The sequence below is a fragment of the Embleya sp. NPDC020886 genome, assembly GCF_044333915.1.
In the GTDB taxonomy this organism is placed as follows: domain Bacteria; phylum Actinomycetota; class Actinomycetes; order Streptomycetales; family Streptomycetaceae; genus Embleya.
This window is the reverse complement of sequence record NZ_JBIRRX010000006.1, coordinates 356,695-382,772: the sequence shown is the minus strand read 5'-3', so window position 1 is coordinate 382,772 and position 26,078 is coordinate 356,695. Positions and strand designations below refer to the sequence as shown.

At 70.9% G+C, this 26,078-nt stretch carries 16 protein-coding genes; 5 read left to right on the top strand and 11 right to left on the bottom strand.

Annotated elements, in window-relative coordinates:
- Window positions 1-36: 36 nt before the first annotated feature.
- On the bottom strand, window positions 37-1,044 hold the full coding sequence (ligD, locus tag ACH4U8_RS23605; RefSeq protein WP_360315075.1) for a non-homologous end-joining DNA ligase: 1,008 nt from the start codon (window positions 1,042-1,044) through the stop codon (window positions 37-39).
- A 100-nt stretch (window positions 1,045-1,144) separates the two neighbouring features.
- On the opposite strand from ligD, the gene ACH4U8_RS23600 reads away from it, so the two are divergent.
- Window positions 1,145-2,209, top strand: coding sequence for an ATP-dependent DNA ligase (locus tag ACH4U8_RS23600; RefSeq protein WP_395779937.1), 1,065 nt, complete (start codon window positions 1,145-1,147; stop codon window positions 2,207-2,209).
- Between the two features lie 51 nt (window positions 2,210-2,260).
- Here the strand turns inward: ACH4U8_RS23600 and ACH4U8_RS23595 are convergent, their stop codons facing one another.
- The 9 genes from ACH4U8_RS23595 to ACH4U8_RS23555 all read right to left on the bottom strand — a co-directional run bounded on the left by ACH4U8_RS23595 (window position 2,261) and on the right by ACH4U8_RS23555 (window position 13,843).
- Window positions 2,261-3,886 carry an MGH1-like glycoside hydrolase domain-containing protein gene (locus ACH4U8_RS23595; RefSeq protein ID WP_360315079.1) on the bottom strand — a complete coding sequence of 542 codons (1,626 nt, stop codon included), beginning with the start codon at window positions 3,884-3,886 and terminating at the stop codon, window positions 2,261-2,263.
- 1 nt (window position 3,887) lies between these two features.
- Window positions 3,888-4,727: a carbohydrate ABC transporter permease gene (locus ACH4U8_RS23590; protein WP_360315081.1), complete on the bottom strand. Its 840-nt coding sequence runs from the start codon at window positions 4,725-4,727 to the stop codon at window positions 3,888-3,890.
- A 15-nt stretch (window positions 4,728-4,742) separates the two neighbouring features.
- Window positions 4,743-5,702 carry a sugar ABC transporter permease gene (locus tag ACH4U8_RS23585; protein ID WP_360315083.1) on the bottom strand — a complete coding sequence of 320 codons (960 nt, stop codon included), beginning with the start codon at window positions 5,700-5,702 and terminating at the stop codon, window positions 4,743-4,745.
- Window positions 5,703-5,714: 12 nt separating this feature from the next.
- Entirely contained in the window at window positions 5,715-7,004 is a 1,290-nt protein-coding gene (locus tag ACH4U8_RS23580) for a sugar ABC transporter substrate-binding protein (RefSeq protein WP_360315085.1), read from the bottom strand.
- 96 nt (window positions 7,005-7,100) lie between these two features.
- Window positions 7,101-7,868 carry an SDR family NAD(P)-dependent oxidoreductase gene (locus tag ACH4U8_RS23575; protein ID WP_360315087.1) on the bottom strand — a complete coding sequence of 256 codons (768 nt, stop codon included), beginning with the start codon at window positions 7,866-7,868 and terminating at the stop codon, window positions 7,101-7,103.
- Window positions 7,865-8,971, bottom strand: coding sequence for an ATP-NAD kinase family protein (locus ACH4U8_RS23570; RefSeq protein WP_395779935.1), 1,107 nt, complete (start codon window positions 8,969-8,971; stop codon window positions 7,865-7,867). Before ACH4U8_RS23570 ends, ACH4U8_RS23575 begins: the two co-directional genes overlap by 4 nt.
- The gene (gcvPB, locus tag ACH4U8_RS23565) at window positions 8,968-10,524 is read right to left on the bottom strand and encodes an aminomethyl-transferring glycine dehydrogenase subunit GcvPB (RefSeq protein ID WP_395779933.1); all 1,557 of its coding nucleotides are present in this window, start codon (window positions 10,522-10,524) and stop codon (window positions 8,968-8,970) included. The genes ACH4U8_RS23570 and gcvPB overlap by 4 nt, the downstream gene beginning before the upstream one ends.
- Entirely contained in the window at window positions 10,524-11,858 is a 1,335-nt protein-coding gene (gene gcvPA / locus ACH4U8_RS23560; RefSeq protein WP_395779932.1) for an aminomethyl-transferring glycine dehydrogenase subunit GcvPA, read from the bottom strand. Before gcvPA ends, gcvPB begins: the two co-directional genes overlap by 1 nt.
- Window positions 11,855-13,843 carry a beta-galactosidase gene (locus ACH4U8_RS23555; RefSeq protein WP_395779930.1) on the bottom strand — a complete coding sequence of 663 codons (1,989 nt, stop codon included), beginning with the start codon at window positions 13,841-13,843 and terminating at the stop codon, window positions 11,855-11,857. The genes gcvPA and ACH4U8_RS23555 overlap by 4 nt, the downstream gene beginning before the upstream one ends.
- A gap of 106 nt (window positions 13,844-13,949) precedes the next feature.
- On the opposite strand from ACH4U8_RS23555, the gene ACH4U8_RS23550 reads away from it, so the two are divergent.
- Window positions 13,950-14,606 carry a GntR family transcriptional regulator gene (locus ACH4U8_RS23550; protein WP_360315097.1) on the top strand — a complete coding sequence of 219 codons (657 nt, stop codon included), beginning with the start codon at window positions 13,950-13,952 and terminating at the stop codon, window positions 14,604-14,606.
- Window positions 14,607-14,816: 210 nt separating this feature from the next.
- Here the strand turns inward: ACH4U8_RS23550 and ACH4U8_RS23545 are convergent, their stop codons facing one another.
- Window positions 14,817-16,145 carry an acyltransferase domain-containing protein gene (locus tag ACH4U8_RS23545; RefSeq protein WP_395779928.1) on the bottom strand — a complete coding sequence of 443 codons (1,329 nt, stop codon included), beginning with the start codon at window positions 16,143-16,145 and terminating at the stop codon, window positions 14,817-14,819.
- Window positions 16,146-16,472: 327 nt separating this feature from the next.
- On the opposite strand from ACH4U8_RS23545, the gene ACH4U8_RS23540 reads away from it, so the two are divergent.
- From ACH4U8_RS23540 to ACH4U8_RS23530, 3 genes are all read left to right on the top strand, one after another.
- Complete coding sequence (locus ACH4U8_RS23540; protein ID WP_395779926.1) at window positions 16,473-17,693, top strand: acyltransferase family protein; 1,221 nt, start codon at window positions 16,473-16,475, stop codon at window positions 17,691-17,693.
- Between the two features lie 366 nt (window positions 17,694-18,059).
- Complete coding sequence (locus ACH4U8_RS23535; RefSeq protein WP_380020564.1) at window positions 18,060-19,382, top strand: PucR family transcriptional regulator; 1,323 nt, start codon at window positions 18,060-18,062, stop codon at window positions 19,380-19,382.
- Window positions 19,379-25,804, top strand: coding sequence for a thioester reductase domain-containing protein (locus ACH4U8_RS23530; protein ID WP_395779924.1), 6,426 nt, complete (start codon window positions 19,379-19,381; stop codon window positions 25,802-25,804). Before ACH4U8_RS23535 ends, ACH4U8_RS23530 begins: the two co-directional genes overlap by 4 nt.
- Window positions 25,805-26,078: the final 274 nt, after the last annotated feature.

Genomic DNA, 26,078 nt, shown 5'->3' with positions numbered 1-26,078 from the left:
TCCCGATTTCGCATTCGGTGTTCGCGGATTTCGCCTTCAGTGTTCGCGGGCCCGGCTGGGTTGGACCCGGGGTGGTTCGCCGGGCATCTTGGGGTGGTCCGGCGGATAGGGCAGGTCGCCCGCGCCGTGGTCGCGGGCCTGCCGCTCGGCCAGTTCGAGCGCCGGGCGCAGGTCGAAGGCGTGCTCCGACATGTCCGCGTGCACGTCGCCGAGCCGGGCGTAGCGCTCGGGCATGCTCGCGAGGTCGAAGTCGTCGGGGTGCGCGTCGTCGACCTCGTCCCAGGTCAGCGGGGCCGATACGGTCGCCCGGGCGGTGGGCCGCGGCGAGTAGGCGGCGGCGATGGTGCGGTCCCGGGCCATCTGGTTGTAGTCGACGAAGATGCGTTCGCCGCGCTCCTCCTTCCACCAGGCGGTGGTCACCCGATCGGGCATCCGCGCCTCCAGTTCACGGCCCAGCGCGATCACCGCGCGGCGCACCCCGGTGAACTCCCACTCGGGCCGGACCGGCACGTAGAGGTGCAGGCCGCGGCCGCCGGAGGTCTTCGGCCAGGCGGTCAGCCGGTAGTCGGCCAGTACCTCGCGCATCGCGTGTGCGGCGCGGACCGCGTCGGCGAAGTCGGTGCCCGGTTGCGGGTCGAGGTCGATGCGCAGTTCGTCGGGGTGTTCGGTGGCGTTGCGTCGGACCGGCCAGGGGTGGAAGGTCAGGCAGCCGAGGTTGCCCGCCCAGACCAGTGCGGCCACGCTGTCGGGGGCCATCTCGTCGGCGTGCCGACCGCTGGGGAAGGTGATCCGGGCGGTGGGGATCCAGTCCGGCAGGTATTTGGGCACCCGCTTTTGGAAGAACGACTCGCCGTCCACACCCTCGGGGAAGCGTTGCAGGGTGGTGGGTCGATCCCGCAAACCGCGCAGCAGGCCACCGCCGACCGAGATCAGGTAGCGGACCACGTCACCCTTGGTGAAGCCGCGTTCCGGGTAGTAGATCTTGTCGACGTTGCTCACCCGGACGGACCTGCCGTCGACCTCGAATTCCTCGGCAGCGCTCATTCCTCAGGGTAGGCAGATTTGCCCCGCTTCGTCCCGATGGCGTGCCGCCGTTCGGCCGCTGCGGAGGCGACCGGTGCGGCGCCCGAGCACACTGAGCCGCATGCGCCTTCCCGTGATGCCCCCGGTCAAGCCGATGCTCGCCAAGGCCGCCGCGCGGATTCCCGCCGGCCTGCACTACGAGGCCAAGTGGGACGGATTTCGGGCGATCGTCTTCCGGGACGGCGACGAGGTGCTGATCGGCAGCCGTAACACCAAGCCGCTCGATCGTTACTTTCCGGATGTGGTGGACGCGGTGTTGCGGCTGCTTCCGTCACGCTGCGTACTGGACGGCGAGCTGGTCATCGCCCGGGACGGACGGCTCGACTTCGATCGGCTCCAGGACCGGATCCACCCGGCGGCCTCGCGGGTGCGGTTGCTGGCCGAGACCACCCCGGCGTCGTTCGTGGCGTTCGACCTGCTGGCGCTGGGCGACCGGGCGTATCTGTCGCGTCCGCTGACCGAGCGGCGCGCCGCGCTGGAGCGGGCGCTGGCCGAGGTGTCGGCGCCGATCCACCTGGCGCCCGCCACCACCGATCGGGGCGTGGCGCAGGATTGGTTCGACCGGTTCGAGGGCGCGGGCCTGGACGGCATCGTGGCCAAGGACCCGGCCGGGCCGTATCTGCCGGATGTACGGGCGATGGTCAAGGTCAAGCACGAGCGCACCGCGGACTGCGTGGTGGCGGGCTATCGCGAGCACAAGTCGGGCCCGGTGGTGGGTTCGCTGTTGCTCGGTCTGTACGACGACCGTGGTCGGCTGCAACACGTGGGTGTCAGTGCGGCGTTCACCGCGGCCCGGCGGGCCGAGTTGGTCGAGGAGTTGGCGCCGTACCGGATGGCGGATCCGGCCGGGCATCCGTGGGCGCACTGGGCCGAGGCCGAGGCGCACGAGGCGGATCGGCTGCCCGGCGCGGTGACCCGCTGGTCGGGCGGTCGGCTGTCGGACTGGGTGCCGTTGCGGCCGGAATCGGTGTGCGAGGTGGCCTACGACCACGTCCAGGGCGACCGGTTCCGGCACACGACCCGGTTCCGCCGGTGGCGCACCGACAAGGATCCGGCCCAGTGCACGTATGAACAACTCGCCGAACCGGCCCGCTACGACCTGGCCGACGTGCTCGACGCCCGCTGAACCGCGCGTCCGGCCCGCCGTCGCCGGATGCGGCGACGGCGGGCGGTGTGCTCAGCTCCGGGCCAGGTCCACGAACAGCGCGCTGGACCAGCCGAATCCGGTGGTCGCCCGCCCGGCCCGGCCGCCGGTGAGCGGGTTCCAGTACTCGTACAACCCGCCGCCCTCGGCCACCATCCGCACCGTGCGTTCGGTCAACTCGTCGGCCACGTCCGGGTATCCGGAGCGGCGCAGGCCCTCGATCAGCAGGTAGTTGACGTTGAGCCAGACCGGCCCGCGCCACATCGCCTCGGGATCGAAGTTCGGGTCGTCGAACGCCACGGTCGGCACCGGGCGTTCGCCCCAGAAGCTCGGCGAGCGCAGGTCCTCGACCAGTCGGTCGGCGATCTCGCGCGGCAGCCGTCCGGTGAGCAGCGGCAGCAGTTCCAGCGGGGTGCGGACCGGGACCGTGCGGCCCGCCGAGACGGTGGTGAAACGTTTGCCGTCCCACCGCCGGGACACCAGGAGTTCGGTGTGCGCGGCGGCCCGCTCGCGCCAGGTCGCGGCCTCCTCGGTTCGGCCCAGTTCCTGGGCGATGTCGCCCAACACGTCGAACTGGAGCGCCAGATAGGCGTTCAGGTCCGGCGGCTCGGCGCGCGGGCCGTAGTCCCAGACCGGGCTGTCGTCCAGGCCGCTGGAGTACGGGTGCAGGTATTCGGCCAGGCCGTCGCCGTCCGGGTCGGAGTGGGTCAGCCACCATTCCTGGGAGCGGGCGATCGGCTCGTAGACCTCGGCCAGGAAGGCGAGGTCGGGGGCCGCCCGGTGGATCTTCCAGACCGCCCACGCGGTCAGCGGCGGCTTGGTCACCGGAACCGCGTCGCCGGCCGCGGCGGCGGGTGCCGCGTCCTCGCCCAGGGCCTGGCCGACGTGCTCGGCCAGCCGGGCCCGGTCCGAGCGCGGCAGGTCGTTGGTCTCGGCCAGCACGCCCTCGTCGTGCACGACGTCGGGGATCAGCCCGTCGGCGCGCTGGTGGGCGAGCAGGATCCGGATCTGGTCCCGGGCCAGTTCGGGGTCGCCGTGCCGCAGCGCGATGGCGTGGAAGTAGGAGTCCCAGTTCCACACGCCGACGTAGCCGAACCGGGACGGGACCAGGCCCTCCCGGCCGCCCGCGAAGCGGATCGGCAGCAGGTTCACCCCGAGCGTCCACCACGCCATCGCGGCGCGTTCCCGCAGGTCCGCGCGGACCGCCGGCATGCGCTCGAACCAGGCGTTCCAGCGCGCGCCGGCCGCGGCCAGGACGGCGGGCCCCTCGATCCGCGCGTCCCGGCCCACCAGCACCCGGCAGCCCTCGATCGCCGCCTCGTGCGCGGCGCCGTCCGCCGTCCGCCAGCGCGCCCGGGCACCGGTACCGATCAAGACGAGCGTGTCCGGATCGGCGAAGGCCAGGTGCACACCGCCCGCGAAGGAGATCCGGTCCGGGTGCGCGGAGCGGATCGGCAGCGGGTCGCCGCCCGCCGACTCGATCCGCAGCCCGGTGAGCACGGTCGTGTCGGTGAGTCGGGTCTCGTACTCGGACCGGGCGATCCACAGGTCGCCGTCCTCCTGCGCCAACACCAGCAGCCGCGAACCGCGGTCGGTGAAGGGGCGTTCGCGCAGGTCCGGCGCGACCCGGTCGAGCAGGTCGCGGTCGTGCGCCGTCATCTCAGCGGCCTCCCATGCCGGATGCCGCCATGCTGTTGATGATCTTCCGCTGCCCGATCATGAAGGCGATCAGCATCGGCACCACGGAGATCGTCGAAGCGGCGAGGAGCATGCCGTAGTCCAGTCCGCCGTGCTGGCCCTTGAACGAGGCGAGCAACATCGGAACGGTGAAGTTTTCCTCGGAGTTGAGGAAGATCAACGGGTAGATGAAGCTGTTCCAGCTGCCCAGGAAGACGATGATGCCGAGCGCGGCCATGCCGGGCTTGATGTTGGGCAGCACGATCCGGGTGAAGATCGTCCACCGGTTCGCGCCGTCCAGCCGGGCGGCCTCCTCCAGTTCGATCGGCACCGCCCGGATGAACTGGCGCATCATGAAGACCGCGAACGGGTTCGCGATGGCGGGCAGGATCAGCGCCAGGTGGGTGTCGATCCAGCCGAAGTGCGACAACATCACGTAGAGCGGCACCAGGGTGACCTGGGTGGGCACCATCTGGGTGAGCAGGAAGACCACGAACAGCGAGCGGGAGAACGGGAATTCGATCCGGGTGAAGGCATAGGCCGCCATCGAGGCGGTGAGCAGGGTGGCCACGACCGTGATCGCGGCGATGTAGAAACTGTTCCAGTAGGCGCGGCCGAACGGCATCGCGTCCAGGGCGTCGGGGAAGTTGCTCGCGCGCCAGGGGTCCGGCAGCCAGGCCAGCGGATCCTGGATCATCTGCCCCTCGCCCTTGAACGCGGTGAGCAGCATCCACACGAACGGGAACGTCATCAGCAGCCCGCCCACGATGAGCAGGGTGTGCAGTGCGACGGTGCCGACGCGTCGGCGGATGGCAGTGACCATCACGACCCTCCTCTCTTACGACTCGTAGTGGACGAAGCGCTTCTGCATGCCGAACTGGGCGACCGTGACCACGACCGTCATCAGCGTCAGGAGCAGGGCGGCGGCGCTGCTGGCGCCGAATTCGAACTTCTTGAAGCCCAGGTCGTAGACCTGGTAGACGATCGTGCGGGCGCCCTCGTTGTGGTCCGGGTCGACCAGCACGTAGATCTGGTCGAAGGCTTGGAACGAGCTGATCACCGCGACCACGAAGGAGAAGAAGATGGTCGGGGACAGCAGCGGCAGCGTGACGTGCCGGAAGATGCGCAACGGTCCCGCGCCGTCGATCCGGGCCACCTCGGTCAGGTGCGCCGGGATGGACTGCAGGCCGGCCAGGAAGATCACCACGTTCAGGCCCAGCGAGGACCAGATGGTCACCGCCGCGATCGCGACCATCACCCAGTCGGGGTCGTTGAGCCAGTCCGGCAGGGTGATGCCGAACCAGTCGTGCACGGTGTTGTTGAGCATCCCCAGGTCACCGCTGGCCAGCAACATCTGCCAGATCACCGCGACGGCCACCGAGCTGGTGACCACGGGCAGGAAGTAGATCACCCGGTAGATGGTCTTGCCGCGCACGTTGTTGAGCGCCATCGCGATCAGCAGGGCGAGTACCAGCCCCACCGGCACCGTGATCAGGCCCAGGGTCAGCGTGTTGAGCACCGCGTCGCGGAAGGTGGGGTCGGAGAACTGGGTCTGGAAGTTGTCGAAGCCGACCCAGGACTTCTCACCCAGGCCGTCCCACTTCATGAAGGCCAGCACGACGGCGAAGCCCAGCGGTATCAGGGTGAAGACCAGCAGGGCGGCCAGTTGCGGCCCGAGGAAGAGGGCGGCCCACCACCGTTCCCGACGCCGCCGGCCCAAAAGGGTCCGGCGGCTGTCGGGCTTGTCGGTGGCCGGGCGCCGTGCGTCGGTGGTGCGGCTGAGCGTGGACGTGGTCACGGCGGCCCCCGGTCAGCTCAGTTTGCCGGAGACGAGCGAGCCGAGGTCGTTCATCGCCTGGTCGAACCCGACCTTGCCGGTCCACAACTTCAGCAGCAACTCGTTGATCTTCGCCGTCAGTTCCGGCACGCCGGCCTCTTCCGGGTAGTTGGCGAAGCCGCCGTCCCGGGCGTCGACGAAGGTCTGCGCGTGCGCCGGGTAGCCCTCCATCACCACGCTGTCCGCGCCCTTGACCGAGGGCACCGCGTTGCCGCCGCCCTTCAGGCGCAGGGTCTGGCCCTCCTTGGAGACGAACTCGGACATGAAGGTCCAGGCCGCCTGCGCGTTCTTGGCGTCCTTGTTGAGTGCCAGGAAGGAGGTGCCGACCGTCTGCGGCATCAACACGCCGGACTGGGACGGGAACGGCACGATGTCGTAGTTGTCCGGCTGCCCCTTCTTGACCGTGTCGATCATCCACCGTCCGCCCGCGGCGAAGCCGACCTTGTGCTTGATGAACTGCACGTCGGAGCCGTTGCCCTCGGGCAGGATGTCGGCGACCAGGAAGGTCCCGTTCTGGTAGCCGTCCGCCAATGCCTTCAATGCCTCGCGCGACTTGGGGTCGGTGTTGCCGACGAACTTGCCGCCGTCGTACACCTTGCCGCCGAAGCCGTTGATCATGCTGTAGGTCGAGCCGTACCAGTTGTAGAAGACCGAACCGGCCTTGTCCGCGCCCTTGAGCTTGCGGTTCATCTCCAGGAAGGTGGCCATCGTCCACTTGCCCTGCGCGTTCAGCGCGGCCGGGTCCTCGGTGATCCCGGCGTCCTTGAGCGTCTGCTTGTCGTACCAGAGCACCTCGGGGTTGGCGTCGTTCGGTATGCCGTAGATCTTGCCGTCCTTCTTCGCGCCGCCGTACAGCCCGTCGAAGAAGTCCTCCTGCTTGGCCTTGCTGTCGGGGGCCGCCATCTTCTCGTTGAGCGGCGCGAGCGCCCCGGCGGAGACGAATTTGCCGGCGAAGTCGTCACCGACGTAGAACACGTCGGGCGCGGTCTTGGAGGAGAGCTGGGTGAGCAGCTTGGCGTGGTAGTCGCTGTAGGACGGCACCGCCTGGAGCTTCAGCTTGATGTCGGGGTGGCGCTTGCCGAAGTCCTTCTCGAACTCCTTGAACCGGGCCAGTTCCTCGGGGTTGCCCCAGGTCGACCAGGTGACGGTGGTCTTGCCGGAGCCGGAGCCGGAGCCGCTGCTCCCGCCGCAACCGGTGGTTGCGGCGAGTGCGGCACCGACGGCCAGCACGGCGACGGTCTTCGCTGCGCGGGAAAATGACACGATGTGCCTCCGGGGGGAATGGTGCGGGACGTGCACGTACCGGGACCGGGACCGCGCCCGTCGCCGACGGCGACGACGGGAGCGGGGCCGGGATGACTAGGCGAGGCCGCCGCCGTCGACGACCAGGGCGGTGCCGGTGATGTAGCTCGCCGCGTCGGAGGCCAGGAAGAGCACCGCGCGGGCGATCTCGTCCGGCGTGCCGGCGCGGCCCATCGGACGGTCCGCCGCATCGGCCGCGAACGCCGTCCAGTCCTCGGCCAGTTGCCGGGCCTCCTCGCGCAACATCGGGGTGTCCGTGTCACCGGGGTTGACCGAGTTGACCCGGATGCCGGCCGCCGCGTGGTCGATCGCCAGGGCCCGGGTCATGTTGACCACGGCGGCCTTGGACGCGCAGTAGGAGATCGCGTTGCCGCCGCCCTTGAGACCCCAGCCGGAGCCGGTGTTGACGATGGATCCACCGTCGCTCATCGCGGGGACGGCGTGCTTGCACATCAGGAAGACCGAGCGCACGTTGACCGCCATCACCCGGTCCCACTCCTCGACCGAGGTGCCGATCGCGTCGGCGCGCCGGATGATGCCCGCGTTGTTGAACAACACGTGCAGCCCGCCGAACGTCTGCACCGCCGTGGACACCACGGACACGCAGTCGGCCTCGGCGGAGACGTCCGCCTTGACCCCGACTGCCCGGGAGCCCTGGTCGGTGATCTCCTGCGCGGTGCGGGTCGCCGCCGCCGCGTCGATGTCGGCGATCACCACGTCCGCACCCTCCGCGGCGAACATCAGCGCGGTGGCCCGGCCGATGCCCGAGCCGCCGCCGGTGACGATGGCGACCTTGCCGTGCAGGGATCCAGTCATCCCGTTCATCCGCAGCACTCCTCACTCGCAGGAACAATTCGATAGGGGACGCTCTCGCGGTAGCCGGTGACCACCCGGACGAAACCGCTCAACCGGGCGTCCGTGGCCGGGTCCCCGGTGTCCGCCAACAGCGGCCGGCCGCCGAGCGCGGCCAGCTTGGTGCGGGTGGCGAGCACGGTCAGGCCGTGCACGCGGGCCAGCACCGACGGGCTGATCTGCTGGTTGCCGCGGCCGAACACGAAGCCCTGGCCGCCGATCACCGACACGACGGCGTCCGTCTCGTGCCCTTCCACCAGGTCGAGCAGCGCGCGCTCGCTCAGGTCGACCCCGATCGGCACGCCGTCGGCGACCACGTCCACGCCGAGCAGGGTGGATTCGGCGCCCAGCGCGCGGCCGACCGCACGGGTGGTGGTGCCCGGTCCCAGGATGTAGCGCACACCCGGGCGCATCCGGGCGACCACTTCGCGGGCGATGGCCTCGATGCTTTCCGGCGCGGCGCCCGAGGAGCCGGTCTTGCGACCGGACAGCCGGACCCGGACCGCGGGCACGGTCAGCGTGCCGTACAGGCGGGGGCCGACCCGGCCCTCGCGGTAGCCCTGTTCGTCCAGGTCCACCACCTCGGCCTCGGTGGTGTCCCCGGCGAACTCGGCGGCGGCGTGGCCGGCCGCCGCCGGGCCGACCGCGAAGCAGCCGGAGTAGACCTTGACCCCGGCCGGGATGCCGAGCACCGGCATGCCGGGCGCGGCGTCCAGCACGTCCCGGGCGGTGCCGTCGCCGCCCGCGAACAGCAGCAGATCCACCGCCGCCAACGCCCGGACGCAGGCCCGGGTGTCGGCGGACGAGGACGGCTCCCCCGGTGTGCACGCCACCAGTTCGGGCACCGCGCCGGCGGCGCGCACGGCGTGCTCGCCCATCGCGCCGGGCACGGTGACCACGGTGGCGTCCGGGCGGGCGGCCAGGAGCGCGCGCACGGCCGCGGTCGCGCGCTCCCCGGCTCGGGCGATCGCCCCGCGTGCCAGCGCCTCGCGCTGCACGTCGGCGCCGTCGCTGCCCTTGAGCCCGGCCGCCCCGCCGAGGCCGGCCACCGGGTTGACGACCAGGCCGACTCTCATGACAGGTGCTTGCGGACGTACGCCCGCCAGGTCGTCGCCCACTGCTCCGGGTCGTCCAGGCAGGTCGGGTCGATCTTGTGCACGGTCTGGTTGTACGGCGCGCCCTTGACGAACTCCGGTTCGCTGCGCGCCTCGTCCGCGACGTGCGCCAGGATCGCCGCGTATTCGTCGAGGTCCTCCTTGGAGTACGACTCGGTCGGCTCCAGGGTGAACGGCTCGGGCACCAGGTACGGGTGGTGGCTGGTCCAGTAGTGCACCCCGAAGTCGGACGCGCGCACGCCGATCTCCTCCGAGTGCACGCCCGTGTCCTCGTAGAGCGCCTGCCACGAGTAGCGGACCTGCTCCAGCCGGTCCTTGTTCCACGGCGCGGAGGCACCGGGGATCTGCAACACCTTGTGCATCAGGTAGTTGTTGTTCAGCACCGCCGTCTCGGCCACCTGCCGCAGACCCTCGGCGCCCAGCGCCATGATCCACGCGTAGGCGCGCACCACGTTCGGGGTGACCCCGAGGTAGGGCCGGATCTTGCCGACCGACTGCGGCCGGTCGGTGTCCAGGAAGTAGCGTTCGCCGTCGAACTCGATGGTCGGGCCGGGCATGAACGGCACCAGCTTCTCCGCGACACCGCACGCGCCCGCCGCCGGGCCGCCGCACGCGTGCGGGGTGGAGAAGGTCTTGTGCAGGTTGAAGTGGCACAGGTCGAACCCGGCGTCGGCGGCCCGGGTGATGCCCAGGATGCCGTTCGCGTTGGCCTGGTCGTAGCAGGCCAACCCGCCCGCCCCGTGCACGAGTTCGACGAACTCGGCGATCCGGGGGTTGTAGATCCCGGTGTCCTCCGGGTTGGTGATCATCAGCGCGGCGGTGCGCGGGCCCACGGCGGCGCGCAGGGCCTCGATGTCCGGGTAGCCGTCGGCGTCGGGCATCAAGGTGATCACCTCGTACCCGGCGACCTTGGCGCAGGCCGCGTTCGAGGGGTGCGAGAACATCGTGGTGATCACCTGGTCGCGCTGTTCGCCCTCGCCCCGCGAGGCGTGGTAGGCGCGGATCATCGCGATGTTGGCGTAGATCGCCGCCGAGCCGGAGCCCGGTTGCAGGCAGACCCGGTTCAGGCCGGAGATCTCCTTGAGCATCTGCTCCAGGTGCCAGTAGATCGCGAGCACGCCCTGCACGCTGTCCTCGGGCTGGGCCGGGTGCAGTTCGGCGATCTTGGCGTCGGCGACGAACCGGTCGTTGATCTTGGGGCTGTACTTCATCGTGCAGGTGCCCTGGCCGACGGCGATGCCCAGGTCGACGCCGATGGTCTCCTGGGAGAGTCGCATGTAGTGCCGGAGCACGTGCAACTGGGACATCTGCGGCAGCGCGGGCGCCGTCTCGCGCCGGATGCCGGCGGGCAGTTCGACGGCGGGCACGCCCGCCTCGGGCACCCCGATGCCGCGCCGGCCGGGGCTGGACAGCTCGAAGATGATCGGCTCGTCCCAGCGCGCCTGGTGGAACCGGCGCAGCGGCGGCTTCGCCTCGATCGGCAATTTCGCGAAGGATTCTCCGACGGCACCCATCAGCCCTGCACCTCTCGTACCGCTCGCACCAGCGAGTCGATGTCGTCCTTGCCGTGCCGCTCGGTCACGCAGACCAGCAGCGTCGTGGCGTCCAGCGCGATGCCGGCGTAGATGCCGTGCTCGCGCAGCGCCGTGAGCAGCGCGTCGGTGTCGGCCACCTCGATCGCGAACTCGCGGAAGTGCACCGCCTGGGCGTGCTTGACCGACACCCCGGGTACGGCGGCCAGTTCGTCCATCGCGTAGCGGGTGCGGGCCAGGATCGTCTCGCCGAGTTCGCGCATGCCCTCGGGGCCCATCAGGGCGAGATAGACGCCGGCCGTGATGCCCCACAGCGAGGCGGCGGTGCCCACCCATTCCTTGCCCTCCTCGCGCAGCGCGAAGGAGGTGCGGTCGTAGAAGACGTCGCCGAAGCCGTATTCGCCGGGTACCGCGGTCGGCGCGATGCCGAACAGGCGCGAGGGGAACTCGGCGACCAGGCGCGGTTCGTCCCGGGTGGCGATGTAGCCGGCGTGGCCGCCGCCGTAGCTCTGGTGCATGCCCAGCGACTGGATGTCGCCGCAGACGATGTCCGCGCCGAGGGTGGCGGGCGGGGCGAGTACGCCGAGCGAGATCGGGTCGGCGCTCACCACGAGCAACGCGCCCTGGGCGTGCGCGAGTTCGGCGATCTCGGCGGTCCGGCTCTCGACCACGCCGTAGAGGTTGGGGCTCTCCAGGTAGACCGCGGCGACGGTGTCGTCGACGGTGAACTCGGCGGCCTCGCCGGTCTCGGTGATCGCGATCATGACGATCTCGACGTCGGGCGCGAGGAAGTCGTGCAGCTTGCTCAGCTTGTCCGCGCCGATCGCGGCGGTGACCAGCACCTTGGATCGGCCGGTGTAGCGGGCGGCCATCCGCAGCGCGGTGCCGGTCGCCTGGAAGCCGTCGTAGGTGGGGACGTTGACGACGTCCATCTCCAGGAGTTCGCCCATCATGCTGACGTACTCGAAGAGGGCCTGGAATCGGCCGTGGTCCTCGTACGGCTCGCCGGCGTAGGCGGTGAGGAACTCGCCGCGCGAGTTGACCTCGTCGCACACGGCGGGCACGTGGTGCGGGTAGCAGCCGCCGCCGAGGAAGCTGAGCACCTCGGTGGTGTCGGTGTTGCGTGCGAGCAACCCGCGCATGTGCCGGACCAGTTCGTGTTCCGAGGCCATCGGCGCGGGCAGGTCGAGCGGCCGGTTCAGGCGCAGCGCGGCGGGGATGGCGGTATAGAAGTCCTCGATGGACTCGACCCCGATCGCGGCCAGCATCTCGGCCCGGACGGCCGGCTCGGCATTGGGTATGTAGGGGTGGGTCACTTCTCTCCCTCGTGAGCGGTGCGCAGCACCACGGCGTCCCTGGGCCCGATCTCGATCGGGCCGTGCAGGTCGCGCCCGGTCGGCAGGTCCGTGCCGGGGGCGCGCAGGGTCACAGTCGCGGTGGTCGTGCCGTGATTGAGCAGGAACAGGTAGTCGGCGTCGGGTCCGCTGCGGCGGGTGGCCTCGACCCCGGGGGGCACGTCCGCGACGGGGCGGACGCCCGCGCGGGTGAGTACCTCGGTCAGTACGGGCGTGACGTCGTCGAGGTCGCAGCCGACGTAGGTGGCGCGGCCGTGTCGGGTGATCGCGGGTTGCCCGGCCAGGTCGCCGTCCGCGTAGGTGGCGATCGGCGTGGCCGCCTCGACACGCAGCCACTCGGCCCATCGGGTCGCGCCGCCCGCGGTGCCGTCGGCGTGCCGGACGAGCCTGGTGTCGCCGTCGGCGAGCGGCCAGAACTCGTCGACGCTCACCCCGAGCAGCTCGCGCAGGGGGCCGGGGGCCCCGCCGGGATGGATCCGGTCGGCCGCGTCGACCACGCCGCTGAACGGGCCGACGATCAGCTCGCCGTCGAACGTCCGCAGTCGGGCCGCCTGTTCGTCCGTGCAGAGGTACAGGTTGGGCGCGATGACCAGGCGGTAGTCGGACAGGTCACGGTCCGGTGGGGCCAGGTCGACGGTGATTCCGAGGGCGTGCAGCGGGGTGTACCAGGCGGTGAGCAGGCGCTTGAGTTCCAGCCGCTTGGACGGCATCGACTCGGGCGCCTCCAGGCCCCACCAGGAGGACCAGTCCAGCAGCAGGGCGACGTCCGCGCGGCTGGTGGTGCCGGCGAGTTCGGCGAGCCTGGCCAGTTCGCCGCCCAGCCGCAGCGTGTCCTGCCAGCCGCGGGTCTGCACGCCGCCGTGCGGGAGCAGGGCGGAGTGGAACTTCTCCGGCCCGTAGTGGGCCTGGCGCCACTGGAAGAACATCACCCCGTCGGCGCCGTGCGCGAGTGCCTGGAGGCTGTCCAGGCGCATCTTGCCCCGCGGCTTGGGCACGTTGACCTCGCGCCAGCTCACCGCGCTCGGGGCCTGCTCCAACAGCAGCCACGGGCGCCGCTTGAGCGAGCGCATCAGGTCGTAGCTGAGCGCGATGCCCACGTGCGAGGTGGGGTCGGCCGGGTCGGGGTAGGCGTCGTCGCTGACGAAGTCCTCGGCCTCGGCCCATTTCCAATAGTCCAGGCCGGCCAGGATGCTCATGAAGTTCGTGGTCACCGGAATGTCGGGGGTGACCTCGCGCAGTACGCGCTGCTCCGCCTCGAAGCACTCCAGGAGCGCGTCCGAGCAGAACCGGCGCCAGTCCAGCACCTGGGTCGGGTTGATCGGGCCCGGCGCCGCGCGCGGTGGGGCGATCTGTTCGAAGTCGGTGTAGTGCTGACCCCAACACGAGGTGCCCCACGCGGCGTTGAGGCCGTCGATGTCCCGGTATCGCTCGGCCAGCCAGCGGCGGAAGTGCCGGGCGGACTCGTCGCAGAAGCATTCCAGCGTGTGGTCGGCGTACTCGTTGCCGATATGCCACATCGCCAGCGCCGGGTGCTCGCCGTAACGCTCCGCCATCGCCCGGGCCAGTCGCACGGTGGCCGCGCGGAAGATCGGCGAGCTGGGACAGTAGCCCTGCCGGGAGCCGAATTCGAGCCGGGTGCCGTTCGCGTCGACCGGCAACAGCTCCGGGTGCTCACGGACCAGCCACGGCGGCGGGGTGGCGGTCGCGGTGGCCAGGTCGGCGGCGATGCCGTGCTCGTGCAGCAGGTCGAGTACCCGGTCCAACCAGCCGAAGTCGTACTCGCCGGGCCTGGGTTCCAGCCGTGACCAGGAGAAGACGGCGACCGTCGCCATGTTCACCCCGGCCTCGACCATCAGCTTGGCGTCCTCGACCCAGACCTCCTCGGGCCATTGCTCGGGGTTGTAGTCACCCCCGAACAGCAGCCCGGGCACTCGCGTCAACCCCACGTCGACCTCCCGTTCATGTATTCTGTATTCATAATTCAAGGTGTCTACGGTGTGACATGTCAAGCACCAGTTATCGACGTCGATCGACACGAGGAGTAACCGACCCATGGGAATCCAGCGGCGACCTCTGCGGGAGCAGATCCGCGAGGAGTTGCTTCTGCGCCTCGACCGGGGTGACTTCGCGGCAGGCAAGGACATCAACGAGGTGGTGCTCGCGGGCGAGTTGGGGGTGAGCCGCACTCCCCTGCGCGAGGCCCTGATCACCCTGGCCGGCGAGGGCGTCCTGGAGAGCAATCAGGGACGCGGCTTCCGGTTCGCGCCGGTCAGCAGCAAGGAGTTCCGCGACCTGTGCGAGATCGTCGCGGGCCTGGAATCGCTCGCGCTCGAACTCTCCGACCCAGCCGAACTCCAGGAGATGGCACCGGAGTTGCTGCGCCTGGCCCGGGACTTCCCGGATCCGGTGGCGGAGCAGTCGGAGATCGAGTGGCACGACGACGAGTGGCACGACCTGCTGCTCGGCCGGTGTCCGAACGAGCGACTGTTGGATCTGGTGACCAGCGTGAAGGCGGGCATGCGGCGCTACACCCACCTGATCGCGGGCGAGGACACGCTGTTGGAACGCGAGGCGGAGGAGCACTGCCGGATCGCCGAACACCTGCGCGCCGGGGACGTGGCCGCCGCCACCGCCGCGCTGCGCGACAACTGGATCAGCGGCATGGAGCGCATGACCAGCCGAATCCCGGTGTCCCCGGAATCGGCCTGACCGCTCCCGCCCCACCCCGGCGGGCCGCCTTCGTCCACACCGGACGAAGCCGACCCGCCCCTTGGCATGCCCGGACGCGGCGGATCGACGCCCCCGGGCCGGCGCAGCACCGAGCCGCCGCCGAACCGGCCCGGACGCGCGGTCGGGGCGGGCTCAAGGCGACGGCGGGGTCAAGCGGGCTCGGGCGGACCGGACGCGGTCACCCGGTTCTCACGCGAACGCGGCCGTCCAGTCCACCGCGACCCCGTGCACGTACGCTTCCGCCAACGCGGCGAGAAAGCGGCCCATCCCGCCGTCCTCGTTGCGCAGCGTCGCCATCAGTACGGCCGAACGACCGAGTTCCTCGACGATGTCCTGGATGCCGACGGACAGCACCGGCTGGGCACTGCACTCGACGAAGATCGAGTGCCCGTCGGCGACCAGCGAACGCACCGCCTCGTCGAACCTGACGGTCTGGCGCAGATTCCGGTACCAGTACTCGGCGTCCAGTTCGTCGGTGTCGATGCGCCGTCCGGTCACCGTCGAGTAGAACGGCACGTCGCCGCGCGCCGGTCGGATGTCGGCCGCCAGGTCGAGCAGGGTCTCGCGCAGATCCTCCACATGCGCCGAGTGCGCGGCGAAGTCCACTCCCGGCACCCGCCAGCGCATCATCCGAGCCGCGGAGAGCGCGGCACCGAACTCGGCCATCGCGCCCACGTCACCCGACACGGTCATGGTGGCCGGGCCGTTCACCGCCGCGATCGACAACGCGCCGTCCCAGTCGGCCAGCATGGTGCGCACCCGCTCGTTGGGGGCCAGCACCGTCAACATCTCGCCGCGACCGCGGATCGCCGTCAGCGCCCGACTGCGCAACGCGACGATTCGCGCCGCGTCCTCCAGCGACAACGCGCCCGCGACGTGCGCGGCCACGATCTCGCCCTGCGAATGGCCGACCGTCGCCTTGGGCTCCACGCCGAATCGGCGCCACAGCCGGGCCAGCGACAACATCATCGAGAACAGCACCGGCTGTACGACGTCCACCCGGTCCAGCGGCGGCGTTCCCGGCACCCCGCGCAGCACGTCCTCCAGGGACCAGTCCAGGTGCGGCGACAGCGCCTTCTCGCAGGCCCGGATCTCCTGGGCGAACGCGGGCGAGGTGTGCAAGAGCTCGACGGCCATGCCGACCCACTGGGTGCCCTGGCCCGGGAAGACGAACACCGGCCGGGCATCGGCCTGGGCCTGCCGGGTCGCCCGTCCGCTGATCACGTTCGGCGCGGGCCGCTCCTCGACCAGCGCCCGCAAGCCGGCGAGCAACTCCGCCCGGTCGCGCCCCAGCACCACGGCCCGATACTCGAAGAGCGCGCCGGCCGCCACCAGCGACCGGCCCACGTCGGTGAGGTCGTCGGCGACGTTCGCCGCCGCGTCGGATTCGAGCCGGGCCAGCAGCCGCGCGGCCTGGCCGCGCAGACCCTGTTCGGTTCGCCCGGACAACACCCACGGCACGGTGCCGGCTCCGGCACCGACTGCGGTCGGGACGTCTTGTGTGGCCGGCTCGGTCACGAGTACTCCTCGTCATTGCCAATCGGCGGACTGCGCATTGCAAGATATCGCGCGGGCCGCGAGTTTCCGCCCACCGTGCGGTAATTCCGCCGCCCGGACCCGGTTACCGACGGATTACCCGACAGGGAACAAATCGTGCAAGGCTGCCGACCCCCAGATCACGTCCGCTTTCCAGTACGGAGGCCACTCGTTGTCGGGCTATCCGATAGCGCAGGCTCTTATTCCTGCGCATCCGCAGATCACATCCATTCATTCCGGATCGAATCCGCCGCGCTCCGCTCGGGAAAGCGCGAAACCCGCTGGTGAACTCCTACCCCCGACGATCACATGGTGACCAGGGAAGTCGGCCCGAGCCGCGCCGGCGATGCGCACACGTCCGATCACCCGGAACCCGCACGGTTGCCGTCGTTGACGGGACTGCGCATCGTGGCGGCCATGCTCGTCTTCACGACGCACATCCTGTTCTACACCCGGCTCGTCCCGGGTGACACGGGGGACGACCTTCGCGAGACCTTCGCCCTCTTCGGCTCCTACGGCGTCGGCTTCTTCTTCATCCTGAGCGGCTTCGTGCTCACCTGGACGGCCCGCTCGGGCGACACGACCGGTTCGTTCTGGCGCCGCCGGCTGGCGAAGATCGGCCCGATGCACGTGGTCACCTTCGGCCTGGCGGCCCTGTTCGTACTGGAGACGGACCGGCCCACCCGGCTGGTCGACTGGCTCGCCTCCGGGTCCATGCAACAGGCGTGGTTCCCGGACATCCAGACCGTCTCGGCGGTCAACGGGGTGAGCTGGTCGCTGTGTTGCGAGTTCTTCTTCTACCTGGCCTTCCCCTTCCTGCTGCCGGTCCTGCGCCGGATCCGCGAGGAGTGGTTGTGGCCGGCGGTCGCGGTGGTACTCGCGCTGATCGTGGGCGCGTTCCTGGTCGGCACCTACGTGGTCGACGACCAGCCCCGGCTCGCCGCCTTCGGGGTGTCCGGCGAAGTGTCCTTCGACCAGGTGTGGTTCGTGTACTTCTTCCCGCCGGTCCGGGCGCTCGAATTCGTCCTGGGCATTCTGCTGGCCAAGGTCGTCGCGGCCGGTCGCTGGCCGCGCATCGGCCTGGTGCCCGCCTTCGGCCTGGCCGTCGTCGGCTACGTGCTCACCCAGTACGAGCCGTACCTGGCGGGCACGGCCGGCGTGGCGACCGTGTGGACCGCGCCCCTGATCGCCGCCGCCGCGGTCGCGGACCGACAGCGCACCGCCTCGGTGTTCCGCAAGCCGACGATGATCTACCTGGGCGAGATCTCCTTCGCGTTCTACATGGTGCACTGGATCGTCATCATGCAGACCGCCGAATTCATCGGCCCCACCCGCACGTTCTCGTCCTGGGTCAACGCACTGCTGATCCTGGCCGTGCTCGGCGCCGCGCTGGCCTGCTCCGCGTTCCTGTACTGGTGCGTGGAGACGCCGCTGGTCCGGCGCTTCGGGCGACACCGGCCCAAGGCGAAGAACACGAACCCGCGCACCGCGCCGCCCGCGCGGTCCGAAGGCGACCGCGTACCGAACTGACCGACGGCGCCCGCCGCCCGGCACGGTCCGCCGGCGAACACCACCCCGCACGCGTCCCGCGCACCCGAACCCGCGCAGGGCGCGTGCGGCACAGCCGCACCCGGGTGCGGCGATCCGGGGCCGGGCATACCGCCGCAAACACCAAGACATGCAGGTCGCACCCGCCCGCCGAGCCCGCCCATCGGGCGGTAATCTCGGCACCGGCGTGCGGTTACCGGCCGATTACCCACCGTGGATGGAACCGTGTAAGGCTGCCGACGACCAGTCGCGCTCGCTTTCCGGTACGGAGGCTACTCGTTGTCGGCCTATCCGATATCGCAGGCTGCCATACCTGCGCAACGACAGATCACATCCACCTATTCGCTGTTGCATCTACTGCGCCCCACGGACGACTCCGTACTCCATCTACCGGCGACGAACGCGCAGTTGGTCGAGGAGGTCGTCCTGCGCGTCGGTTCCGGGGCGACCGGTTGGGCCATCGAGAACAGCCGTCTGTTGCTCGCCGAGTTGGCCGGGGAACCGTTCGTGCGCTTCGATCGAAGATCTTCCAGCGAAACGCGGCTGATCGAGGCGATAGCGCTCTGGGTCGTATTGCGACTCAGTGGTGTGCGCGCCATTACCGGGCTGCTTTCCGCCGAACTCACCAATGCCATTCGGGAACGCATCGCCGACAACACCACGGTCGACCTCCTGCTCCGGTGCGTCCGGGCCAGCCAGGCACGATTCACCCGCGAGTTGTTCGCGTTCTGCGAGGCGCAGATCCCCGCCCAGGACCAGCCGGCCATGATGCGGTCCATTTCGGCCGACCTGTTCGACGGAATGGAGACCCTCTCCGCCGCGGTGACCGAGAAGTTCGCCGCCGAACGCAACCGCTGGTTCGCCGGATCCGTGGGTGAACGCTTCGAACTGGTGTCCGCGATTTTGAAGGGCAAGCCGGTCGACACGCGCAAGGCGCTGCGCCGGTTGCAGTACGACCTGACGCTGCATCACGTCGCGCTGGTGTTGTGGCAGGACGAGATCACCCCGGACAGCAAGCGCGAGCTGGAGACCACCGCACTGCGGCTGCTGGACCAGGTCGGCTGCTCCTCGATGTTGCTGCTTCCGGCGGGCCCGGGCCGACTGTGGGCGTGGGGCGGTCGCGCCACCGACCACCCGGGCGAGCTGGGGCGCTCGGACAAGCCGGTGGACCTGCCGGCGCACATCCACGTCGCCTCGGGGTTGCCGGGCGACGGCGTGGCCGGCTTCCAGCGTTCGCACGAGCAGGCGGTCACCGCGGAGCGGGTCGGCCGGATCACCGAGCCCGGCCCGTCCAGGCTGTGCGACTACGGCGACCTGGAGTTGGTGATCCTGCTCGGCAACGACGCCGAGGCCACCGCCGACTTCGTCCGCCGTGAACTGGGCCCGCTCGCCGCCGACAACCGCACCATGGCCGCGTTGCGCGAGACCGTGCGGTGCCTGCTGGACAACGAGCGGGGCGTGGCCGTCACGGCCAAACACCTGCACATCGCGAAGAACACCGTGGTCTACCGGGTGAAGAAGGCGGAGCAACTGCTCGGGCGGTCCCTGCGGGTGGACCACCTGCGCCTGCACCTCGCGCTGTCCCTGGCCGGCCGGCTCGGCTCGTCGGTGCTGACCAAGCAGGGTCCCGCCACGGGACTGGAGAACTCGATTCGGGCGGTGTCCTCATGAGCGAGCGGCAGATGAACAAGGACGAGAAACTCCTCGACTACCTCAAGTGGGTCACCGCCGACCTGCACAAGGCCCGGGCCCGGGTCGAGGAATTGGAATCGAGCCGGTCCGAGCCCATCGCCATTTTGGGCATGGGCTGCCGCTACCCGGGCGACGTGTCCACGCCCGAGGAGTTGTGGCGGGTGGCCGCCGACGGCGTCGACGCGATCACCGAGTTCCCCGCCGACCGCGACTGGGACGTGGCGGGCATGTACGACCCGGACCCCGACGCGATGGGCAAGTTCTACGCGCGCCAGGGCGGATTCCTCAGCGACGTCAAGGGTTTCGACTCGGCGTTCTTCGGGATCTCGCCCCGGGAGGCGCTGGCGATGGACCCGCAGCAGCGGCTGCTGCTGGAGACCACGTGGGAGGCCATCGAACGGGCCCGGATCGACCCGCGCTCGTTGCGGGGCAGCGACACCGGGGTTTTCGTCGGGGTCATGTACACCGGCTACGCCTCCACCGTCGACGCGGCGTCCACCGGCATCGAGGGTTACGCGATGACCGGGATGCTGACCAGCGTCGCCTCCGGTCGGATCTCCTACGTCCTGGGCCTGGAAGGGCCCACGGTCAGCATGGACACGGCCTGTTCGTCGTCGCTGGTGTCGATCCACCACGCCGTGACCGCGCTGCGCAACGGCGAGTGCTCGCTGGCGCTGGCCGGCGGGGCGATGGTGATTCCGGTGCCGGACGGCTTCGTGGAGTTCTCCCGGCAGCGTGGGCTCGCGCCGGACGGGCGCTGCAAGGCGTTCGCGGCGGCGGCGGACGGCACCGGCTTCTCCGAGGGGGTGGGCGTGCTGACGTTGGCACGGCTCTCCGACGCCCGGCGGCTGGGGTACCCGGTACTGGCCGTGATCCGCGGCAGTGCGGTGAACTCCGACGGCGCCTCGAACGGCCTGACCGCGCCGAGCGGCCCGTCCCAGCAGCGGGTCATCCGCCGGGCGCTGGCCAACGCGGGTCTCTCCCCCGCCGAGGTCGACGTGATCGACGCGCACGGTACCGGCACGATGCTCGGCGATCCGATCGAGGCGCAGGCGCTGTTGGCCACCTACGGTCAGGCCCGGGCGGACGGCCGACCGCTGCTGTTGGGCTCGTTGAAGTCGAACATCGGGCATACCCAGGCCGCGGCCGGGGTGGCCGGGGTGATCAAGCTGGTCATGGCGATGCGGCACCGGGTGGTGCCGAAGACGCTGCATGTGGACGCGCCGACGCCGGCGGTGGACTGGTCGGCCGGGTCGATCGAACTGGTGACCGAGGCACGGCCGTGGCCGACGACCGGGCGGCCGATGCGCGGGGCGGTGTCCTCGTTCGGAGTCAGCGGTACCAACGCACACCTGATCGTCGAACAGGCCCCGGTGGCCGAGCCGGTGCCGGTGGAGTCGACCGAGGTCGTCGTACCGGTGGCCCCGGTCGTGCCGGTGGTGGTGCCGGTGGCCGTGTCGGCGCGGTCGGTACCGGCGTTGCGGGCCCAGGCGGAGCGGTTGGCGTCGCTGGTCTGCGCCGCGGCCGGCGACGAGGTGTCGTTGTCGGATATCGGGTTGTCGGCGGCGGTGTCGCGGTCGACGTTCGAGCATCGTGGTGTGGTGGTGGCCGCGGATCGGGGCGAACTGGTCGCGGGGTTGCGGGCGTTGGCGGCGGGTGAGGCCGGGGCCGGGGTGGTTTCCGGGGTCGCGGTGGAGGGGCGTACGGCGTTCCTGTTCACGGGTCAGGGGGCGCAGCGGGCGGGGATGGGTCGGGAGCTGTACGAGGCGTTCCCGGTGTTCGCGTCGGCGTTCGACGAGATCTGTGCCCGTTTCGACGTTCACCTGTCCCGGTCGTTGAAGGACGTGGTGTTCGGCGGGGAGGGGTTGGACGAGACGGGGTTCACCCAGCCCGCGTTGTTCGCGGTCGAGGTGGCGTTGTTCCGGCTGCTCGAGTCGTGGGGCGTGCGGCCGGACTTCGTGACCGGTCACTCGATCGGCGAGCTGGCCGCGGCGCATGTGGCCGGGGTGTTGACGTTGGACGACGCCTGTCGGGTGGTCGCCGCGCGTGGCCGGTTGATGCAGGCGTTGCCCGAGGGCGGGGCGATGGTCGCGGTCGGGGCCGCGGAGGCCGAGGTCGTCGAGTTGTTGCGCGGGCGGGAGAAGGAGGCCGGCATCGCGGCGGTCAACGGGCCGTCGTCGGTGGTGATCTCCGGGGCCGAGGACATCGTCGTCGAGATCGCGGACGAACTGCGGGCGCGGGGGCGCAAGACGAACCGGTTGACGGTCAGTCACGCGTTCCACTCGCCGTTGATGGATCCGGTCCTGGTCGAGTTCGCCGCGGTGCTGGCCGGGGTCGAGTTGACCGAGCCGGTCGTCCCGATGGCCGCGACCGCCGAGGAGGTGTGTTCGGCCCGGTACTGGGTGGATCACGTGCGCGAGCCGGTGCGGTTCGCCGATCACGTCACCCGACTGCGCGCGGCGGGCGTGACCCGCTTCGTGGAGATCGGCCCCGACGGCGTGCTCACCGCGATGGGCCCGCAGAGCGTGGCCGACGCGTCGTTCACCGCGCTGCAACGCCGGGGACGGCCGCAGGTCGCCACCGCCGTGACCGCCCTCGCGCACCTGCACACCGGCGGGCACACCGTCGACTGGTCCCGCCTGTTCACCGGGACCGCCGCGACGCTGACCGATCTGCCCACCTACGCCTTCCAACACCAGAGCTACTGGCTGGACGGCACCTCGCCGGGCGGGCGCAAGGCCGGCGGGATCGGCCTGACCTCACCGGAACACCCGCTGCTGACGGCGGCCATCGTGCTCGCCGGCGGTGACGGTGCGGTGTTCACCGGCGGGCTCTCGCTGCACGCCCAGCCCTGGCTCGCCGACCACCGGGTCGGCGGCATCGCCACGCTGCCCGCGGCGGCCATGGTCGAGTTGGCGGTCCGGGCCGGCGACGAGGTCGGCTGTTCCGGCGTCGCCGAGCTGACCGTCGACGTCCCGCTGACCGTCCCGGACGACGGGAAGGTCCAGGTGCAGGTCACCATGGGCGCGGCCGACGCGGACGGGCACCGGCGGATCACCATCGGCTCCCGGCCGGATGGGGACGGTTCGGCCGTGCCGTGGCAGGTACACGCCACCGGCCTGCTCACCGAGCCGGCGCCGGCGCCGACGATCGCGCTGGACGTCTGGCCGCCGGCCGACGCCGTGCCGATCGACCTGGACGACCTCCACCGGCGGCTCGACGAGCGCGGTCGCACACACGGGCCCGCGTTCGGGGGGCTGGCGGCGCTGTGGCAACGCGGCGACGAGTTGTTCGCCGAGGTGCGGTTGCCCGAGGACGTCGACTCGGACACGTTCGGGATCCATCCGGCGCTGCTCGACGCCGCGTTGCACCCGTTGCTCGCGGTCGGGCGAGAAATCGCCGAGCCGTCCTGGCACGGGTTCGACCTCTACGCCGCCGGCCCGCGCGCGCTCCGGGTCCGGATCAGGCCCAAGGGACCGGACGCGTTCCGGGTGTGGTTGGCCGACGACACCGGCGAACCCGTCGCCGAGGTGCGCGCGTTGCGGGCACGTCCGGCGGCGCCCGCGGACCGGGTCGACGGCGCGGTCGCCGACTCGCTGTTCCACGTGTTGTGGTCGCCGGTCGTGCTCCCCGACCCGGAGGATCTCACCGACACCGGCTGGGCCGTACTCGGGAACACCCCGGCGGCCGGCCCCGCCCGCCGGGTCGAGAGCGTCGCGGACGCCGCCGGGGACGTCCTGGTCGCCGTGATCGACGTGCCGGCCGGCACCGACCCGGTGGCCGCGGCGCACCGGGCCACCGTACGAGCGCTGGAACTGGTGCAGGACGGGCTGGCGTTCGGGACCTCCCGGCTCGTGCTCGTCACGCGCAACGCCGTCGCGACCCACGACGCGGAGGACGTCGACCCGGCCGCGGCCCCGGTGTGGGGACTGGTCAGGTCGGCCCAGGTGGAGAATCCCGGCCGCATCACCCTGATCGACCTGGACGGCAGTACGGCCAGCGCCGAGCAACTCGGCACCGCGATCGTGTCCGGCCACGACCAGGTGGCCCTGCGCGCGGGACGGGCGAGCACCCCCCGACTGGCCAGGGTGCGTGCCGCCGCGACGGCCGGGCCGGAGTTGGCGCCGGAGGGCACGGTCCTGATCACCGGCGGAACCGGCGCCCTCGGCGCCCTGTTCGCCCGCCACCTCATCACCGAACACGGCGTCCGCCACCTCCTCCTCGCCGGCCGCCGCGGACCCGACACCCCCGGCGCCCACCAACTCGCCCACGAACTCACCACCCTCGGCGCCACCGTCCACATCGCCGCCTGCGACACCGCCGACCGCACCCAACTCGCCCACCTCCTCACCACCATCCCCACCGAACACCCCCTCACCGGCATCCTCCACACCGCCGGCATCATCGACGACGGCATCATCACCGCCCTCACCCCCGACCGCATCACCCCCGTACTCCGCCCCAAAGTCGACGCCGCCTGGCACCTCCACGAACTCACCGCCGACGCCGACCTCGCGATGTTCGTGCTCTTCTCCTCGGTCGCCGGCGTCGTCGGTTCGCCGGGACAGGCGAACTACTCGGCGGCCAACCAGTTCCTCGACGCGCTCGCCCAGCACCGCCGGGCGAACGGGCGGCCCGCCCACTCGCTCGCCTGGGGTGCCTGGGCGCAGGAACACGGCATGGCGTCCCGACTGACCGAGGTGGACCGGAGCCGAGCGACCCAGGCCGGGCTGCGGCCGATCTCACCGGTCGAGGGCCCGGGGCTGTTCGACGCGGCGCTCGCCGCAGCCCACCCGACGACGGTGCCGATGCACCTGGACGTCGCCCTGATCGAGCGGCAACCGGGCCCGATCCTCCCGGTGTTGCGCAGTCTGGTCCGCAGGTCGGGCCGGCGCGTGATCAGCGCGGCGGCCGAGCACACCGGGCTGCTCGCGGAACGGCTCGCCCCGCTCGACGAGTCCGGCCGGCGGGAAGTCCTGCTCGATCTGGTCCGCACCGCCGTGGCCGCGGTACTGGGCCACGGCTCGACCGATCGCATCACCCCCACGACCGTGTTCACCGAGCTGGGGTTCGACTCGCTGACCGCGGTCGAACTGCGCAACGGGCTGGAGGGCGAGACGGGTCTGCGCCTGCCGCCGACTCTGCTGTTCGACCACACCACCCCTGCGGCGCTGATCGACTTCCTCGCGGTGGAACTCGCCGGCCGCACCGAGGGCACCACACGGTCCGGCGTGGACTTCGCGGCCGAGATCCGGCTCGCCGAGGACGTGGTCCCGGCCGACGAGGTGACCACCGTGGTCGCCGATCCCGGGCAGGTGTTCCTCACCGGAGCGACCGGGTTCGTCGGCGCGTTCCTGCTCCGGGACCTGATGCGCGAGACCGGGGCCACCGTGCACTGCCTGGTCCGCGGCGCCGACGAGGAGGCCGCGCTCGATCGGCTGCGCGCCAACCTGACCTGGTACGGCATCTGGGACGAGATCGACCTCGACCGACTGTCGGTCGTCACCGGCGACCTCGCCGAACCGCAACTGGGACTGGGCGACGAGCGGTTCGACCGGTTCGCCCGCGAGGTCGACGCGGTCTACCACGCGGGCGCGACGGTCAACTGGCTGCACCCGTACACGTCGCTGAAGGCGGCCAACGTGACCGGCACCGAGTGGGCGCTCCGGCTCGCCGCGCTGCATCGCACGGTTCCGCTGCACTACGTGTCGAGCACCGGCGTCTTCGCCAGGCCGGCGCCCGACGGCGCCGGGCTGACCCCGCAGGATCCCACCGGCCCGCCGGAGGAGCTGACCAACGGATACCGGCAGAGCAAGTACGTCGCGGAGAAGATCATCGCGCTGGCCCAGGCCCGCGGCCTGCCGGTGTCGATCTACCGCGCCGACGTCATCTCCGGCGCACAGACCAACGGCGCCTGCCAGACCCGGGACTTCGTCTGGTTGAGCCTGAAGGGCAGCCTCCAGGCCCGGGCGATGCCGATCGGCGCGAACGCGCTGTTCCCGATGGTGCCGGTGGACTATGTCAGCGCGGCCGTGCTGGCGCTGTCCCGTACCACGAACGGCCGCACGTTCCACCTGTTCAACCCGGTGGCGGTCGGCTACGCCGACATGGTGAAGCGGTTGCGCGAGTCCGGCTACGTCCTGGACGAGGTGCCCTGGGACGAGTTCGTCGCCACGGTCCGCGCCGATCGGGACAACGCGCTCTTCCCGACGATCGACATCTTCCGGAGCTACATGACCGCCGGCGAGGCGCTGTACATGCGGATGGACGTCGACGAGACGGAGGCCGCCCTGGCCGGTACCGGCATCGCCTGCCCGGAGATCGATGCCGAACTGTTCGCCAGGTATACCGAGTTCTTCGCCGGCGCCGGCTACTTCCCGGCGCCGGGCAAGCTCGGGTAGGTGCCGTCCCGCCGACCGGTGGGACCGAACGGGCCGGATGCAGCCCAGGTGTGTGCTTGCCTTCGACGGCTCGCCACGCACCTGGGCCCGCCGGCCCTTCGGCATACCCGGCCGCGCCCGGTCGGCGCCCGTAAGGGCCCGCACATGTGAGAGCCCGCACACGCGAGGGCCGGTGCCCGGCGAGCGGCTGGCTCGGGGTTGCGGCCCGACGTGAAAAGGTCCGCCGAGGGTGCTCGGACACCCCCGACGGACCGTTCACCGCCACCGGATCGGC

Coding starts and splice junctions, on each gene's coding strand:
- ligD (WP_360315075.1), bottom strand. CDS start 1,044: ATGAGCGCTGCCGAGGAATTCGAGGTCGACGGCAGGTCCGTCCGGGTG.
- gcvPB (WP_395779933.1), bottom strand. CDS start 10,524: ATGGGTGCCGTCGGAGAATCCTTCGCGAAATTGCCGATCGAGGCGAAG.
- ACH4U8_RS23550 (WP_360315097.1), top strand. CDS start 13,950: ATGGGAATCCAGCGGCGACCTCTGCGGGAGCAGATCCGCGAGGAGTTG.
- ACH4U8_RS23595 (WP_360315079.1), bottom strand. CDS start 3,886: ATGACGGCGCACGACCGCGACCTGCTCGACCGGGTCGCGCCGGACCTG.
- ACH4U8_RS23600 (WP_395779937.1), top strand. CDS start 1,145: ATGCGCCTTCCCGTGATGCCCCCGGTCAAGCCGATGCTCGCCAAGGCC.
- ACH4U8_RS23530 (WP_395779924.1), top strand. CDS start 19,379: ATGAGCGAGCGGCAGATGAACAAGGACGAGAAACTCCTCGACTACCTC.
- ACH4U8_RS23570 (WP_395779935.1), bottom strand. CDS start 8,971: ATGAGAGTCGGCCTGGTCGTCAACCCGGTGGCCGGCCTCGGCGGGGCG.
- ACH4U8_RS23590 (WP_360315081.1), bottom strand. CDS start 4,727: ATGGTCACTGCCATCCGCCGACGCGTCGGCACCGTCGCACTGCACACC.
- ACH4U8_RS23540 (WP_395779926.1), top strand. CDS start 16,473: ATGGTGACCAGGGAAGTCGGCCCGAGCCGCGCCGGCGATGCGCACACG.
- ACH4U8_RS23575 (WP_360315087.1), bottom strand. CDS start 7,868: ATGAACGGGATGACTGGATCCCTGCACGGCAAGGTCGCCATCGTCACC.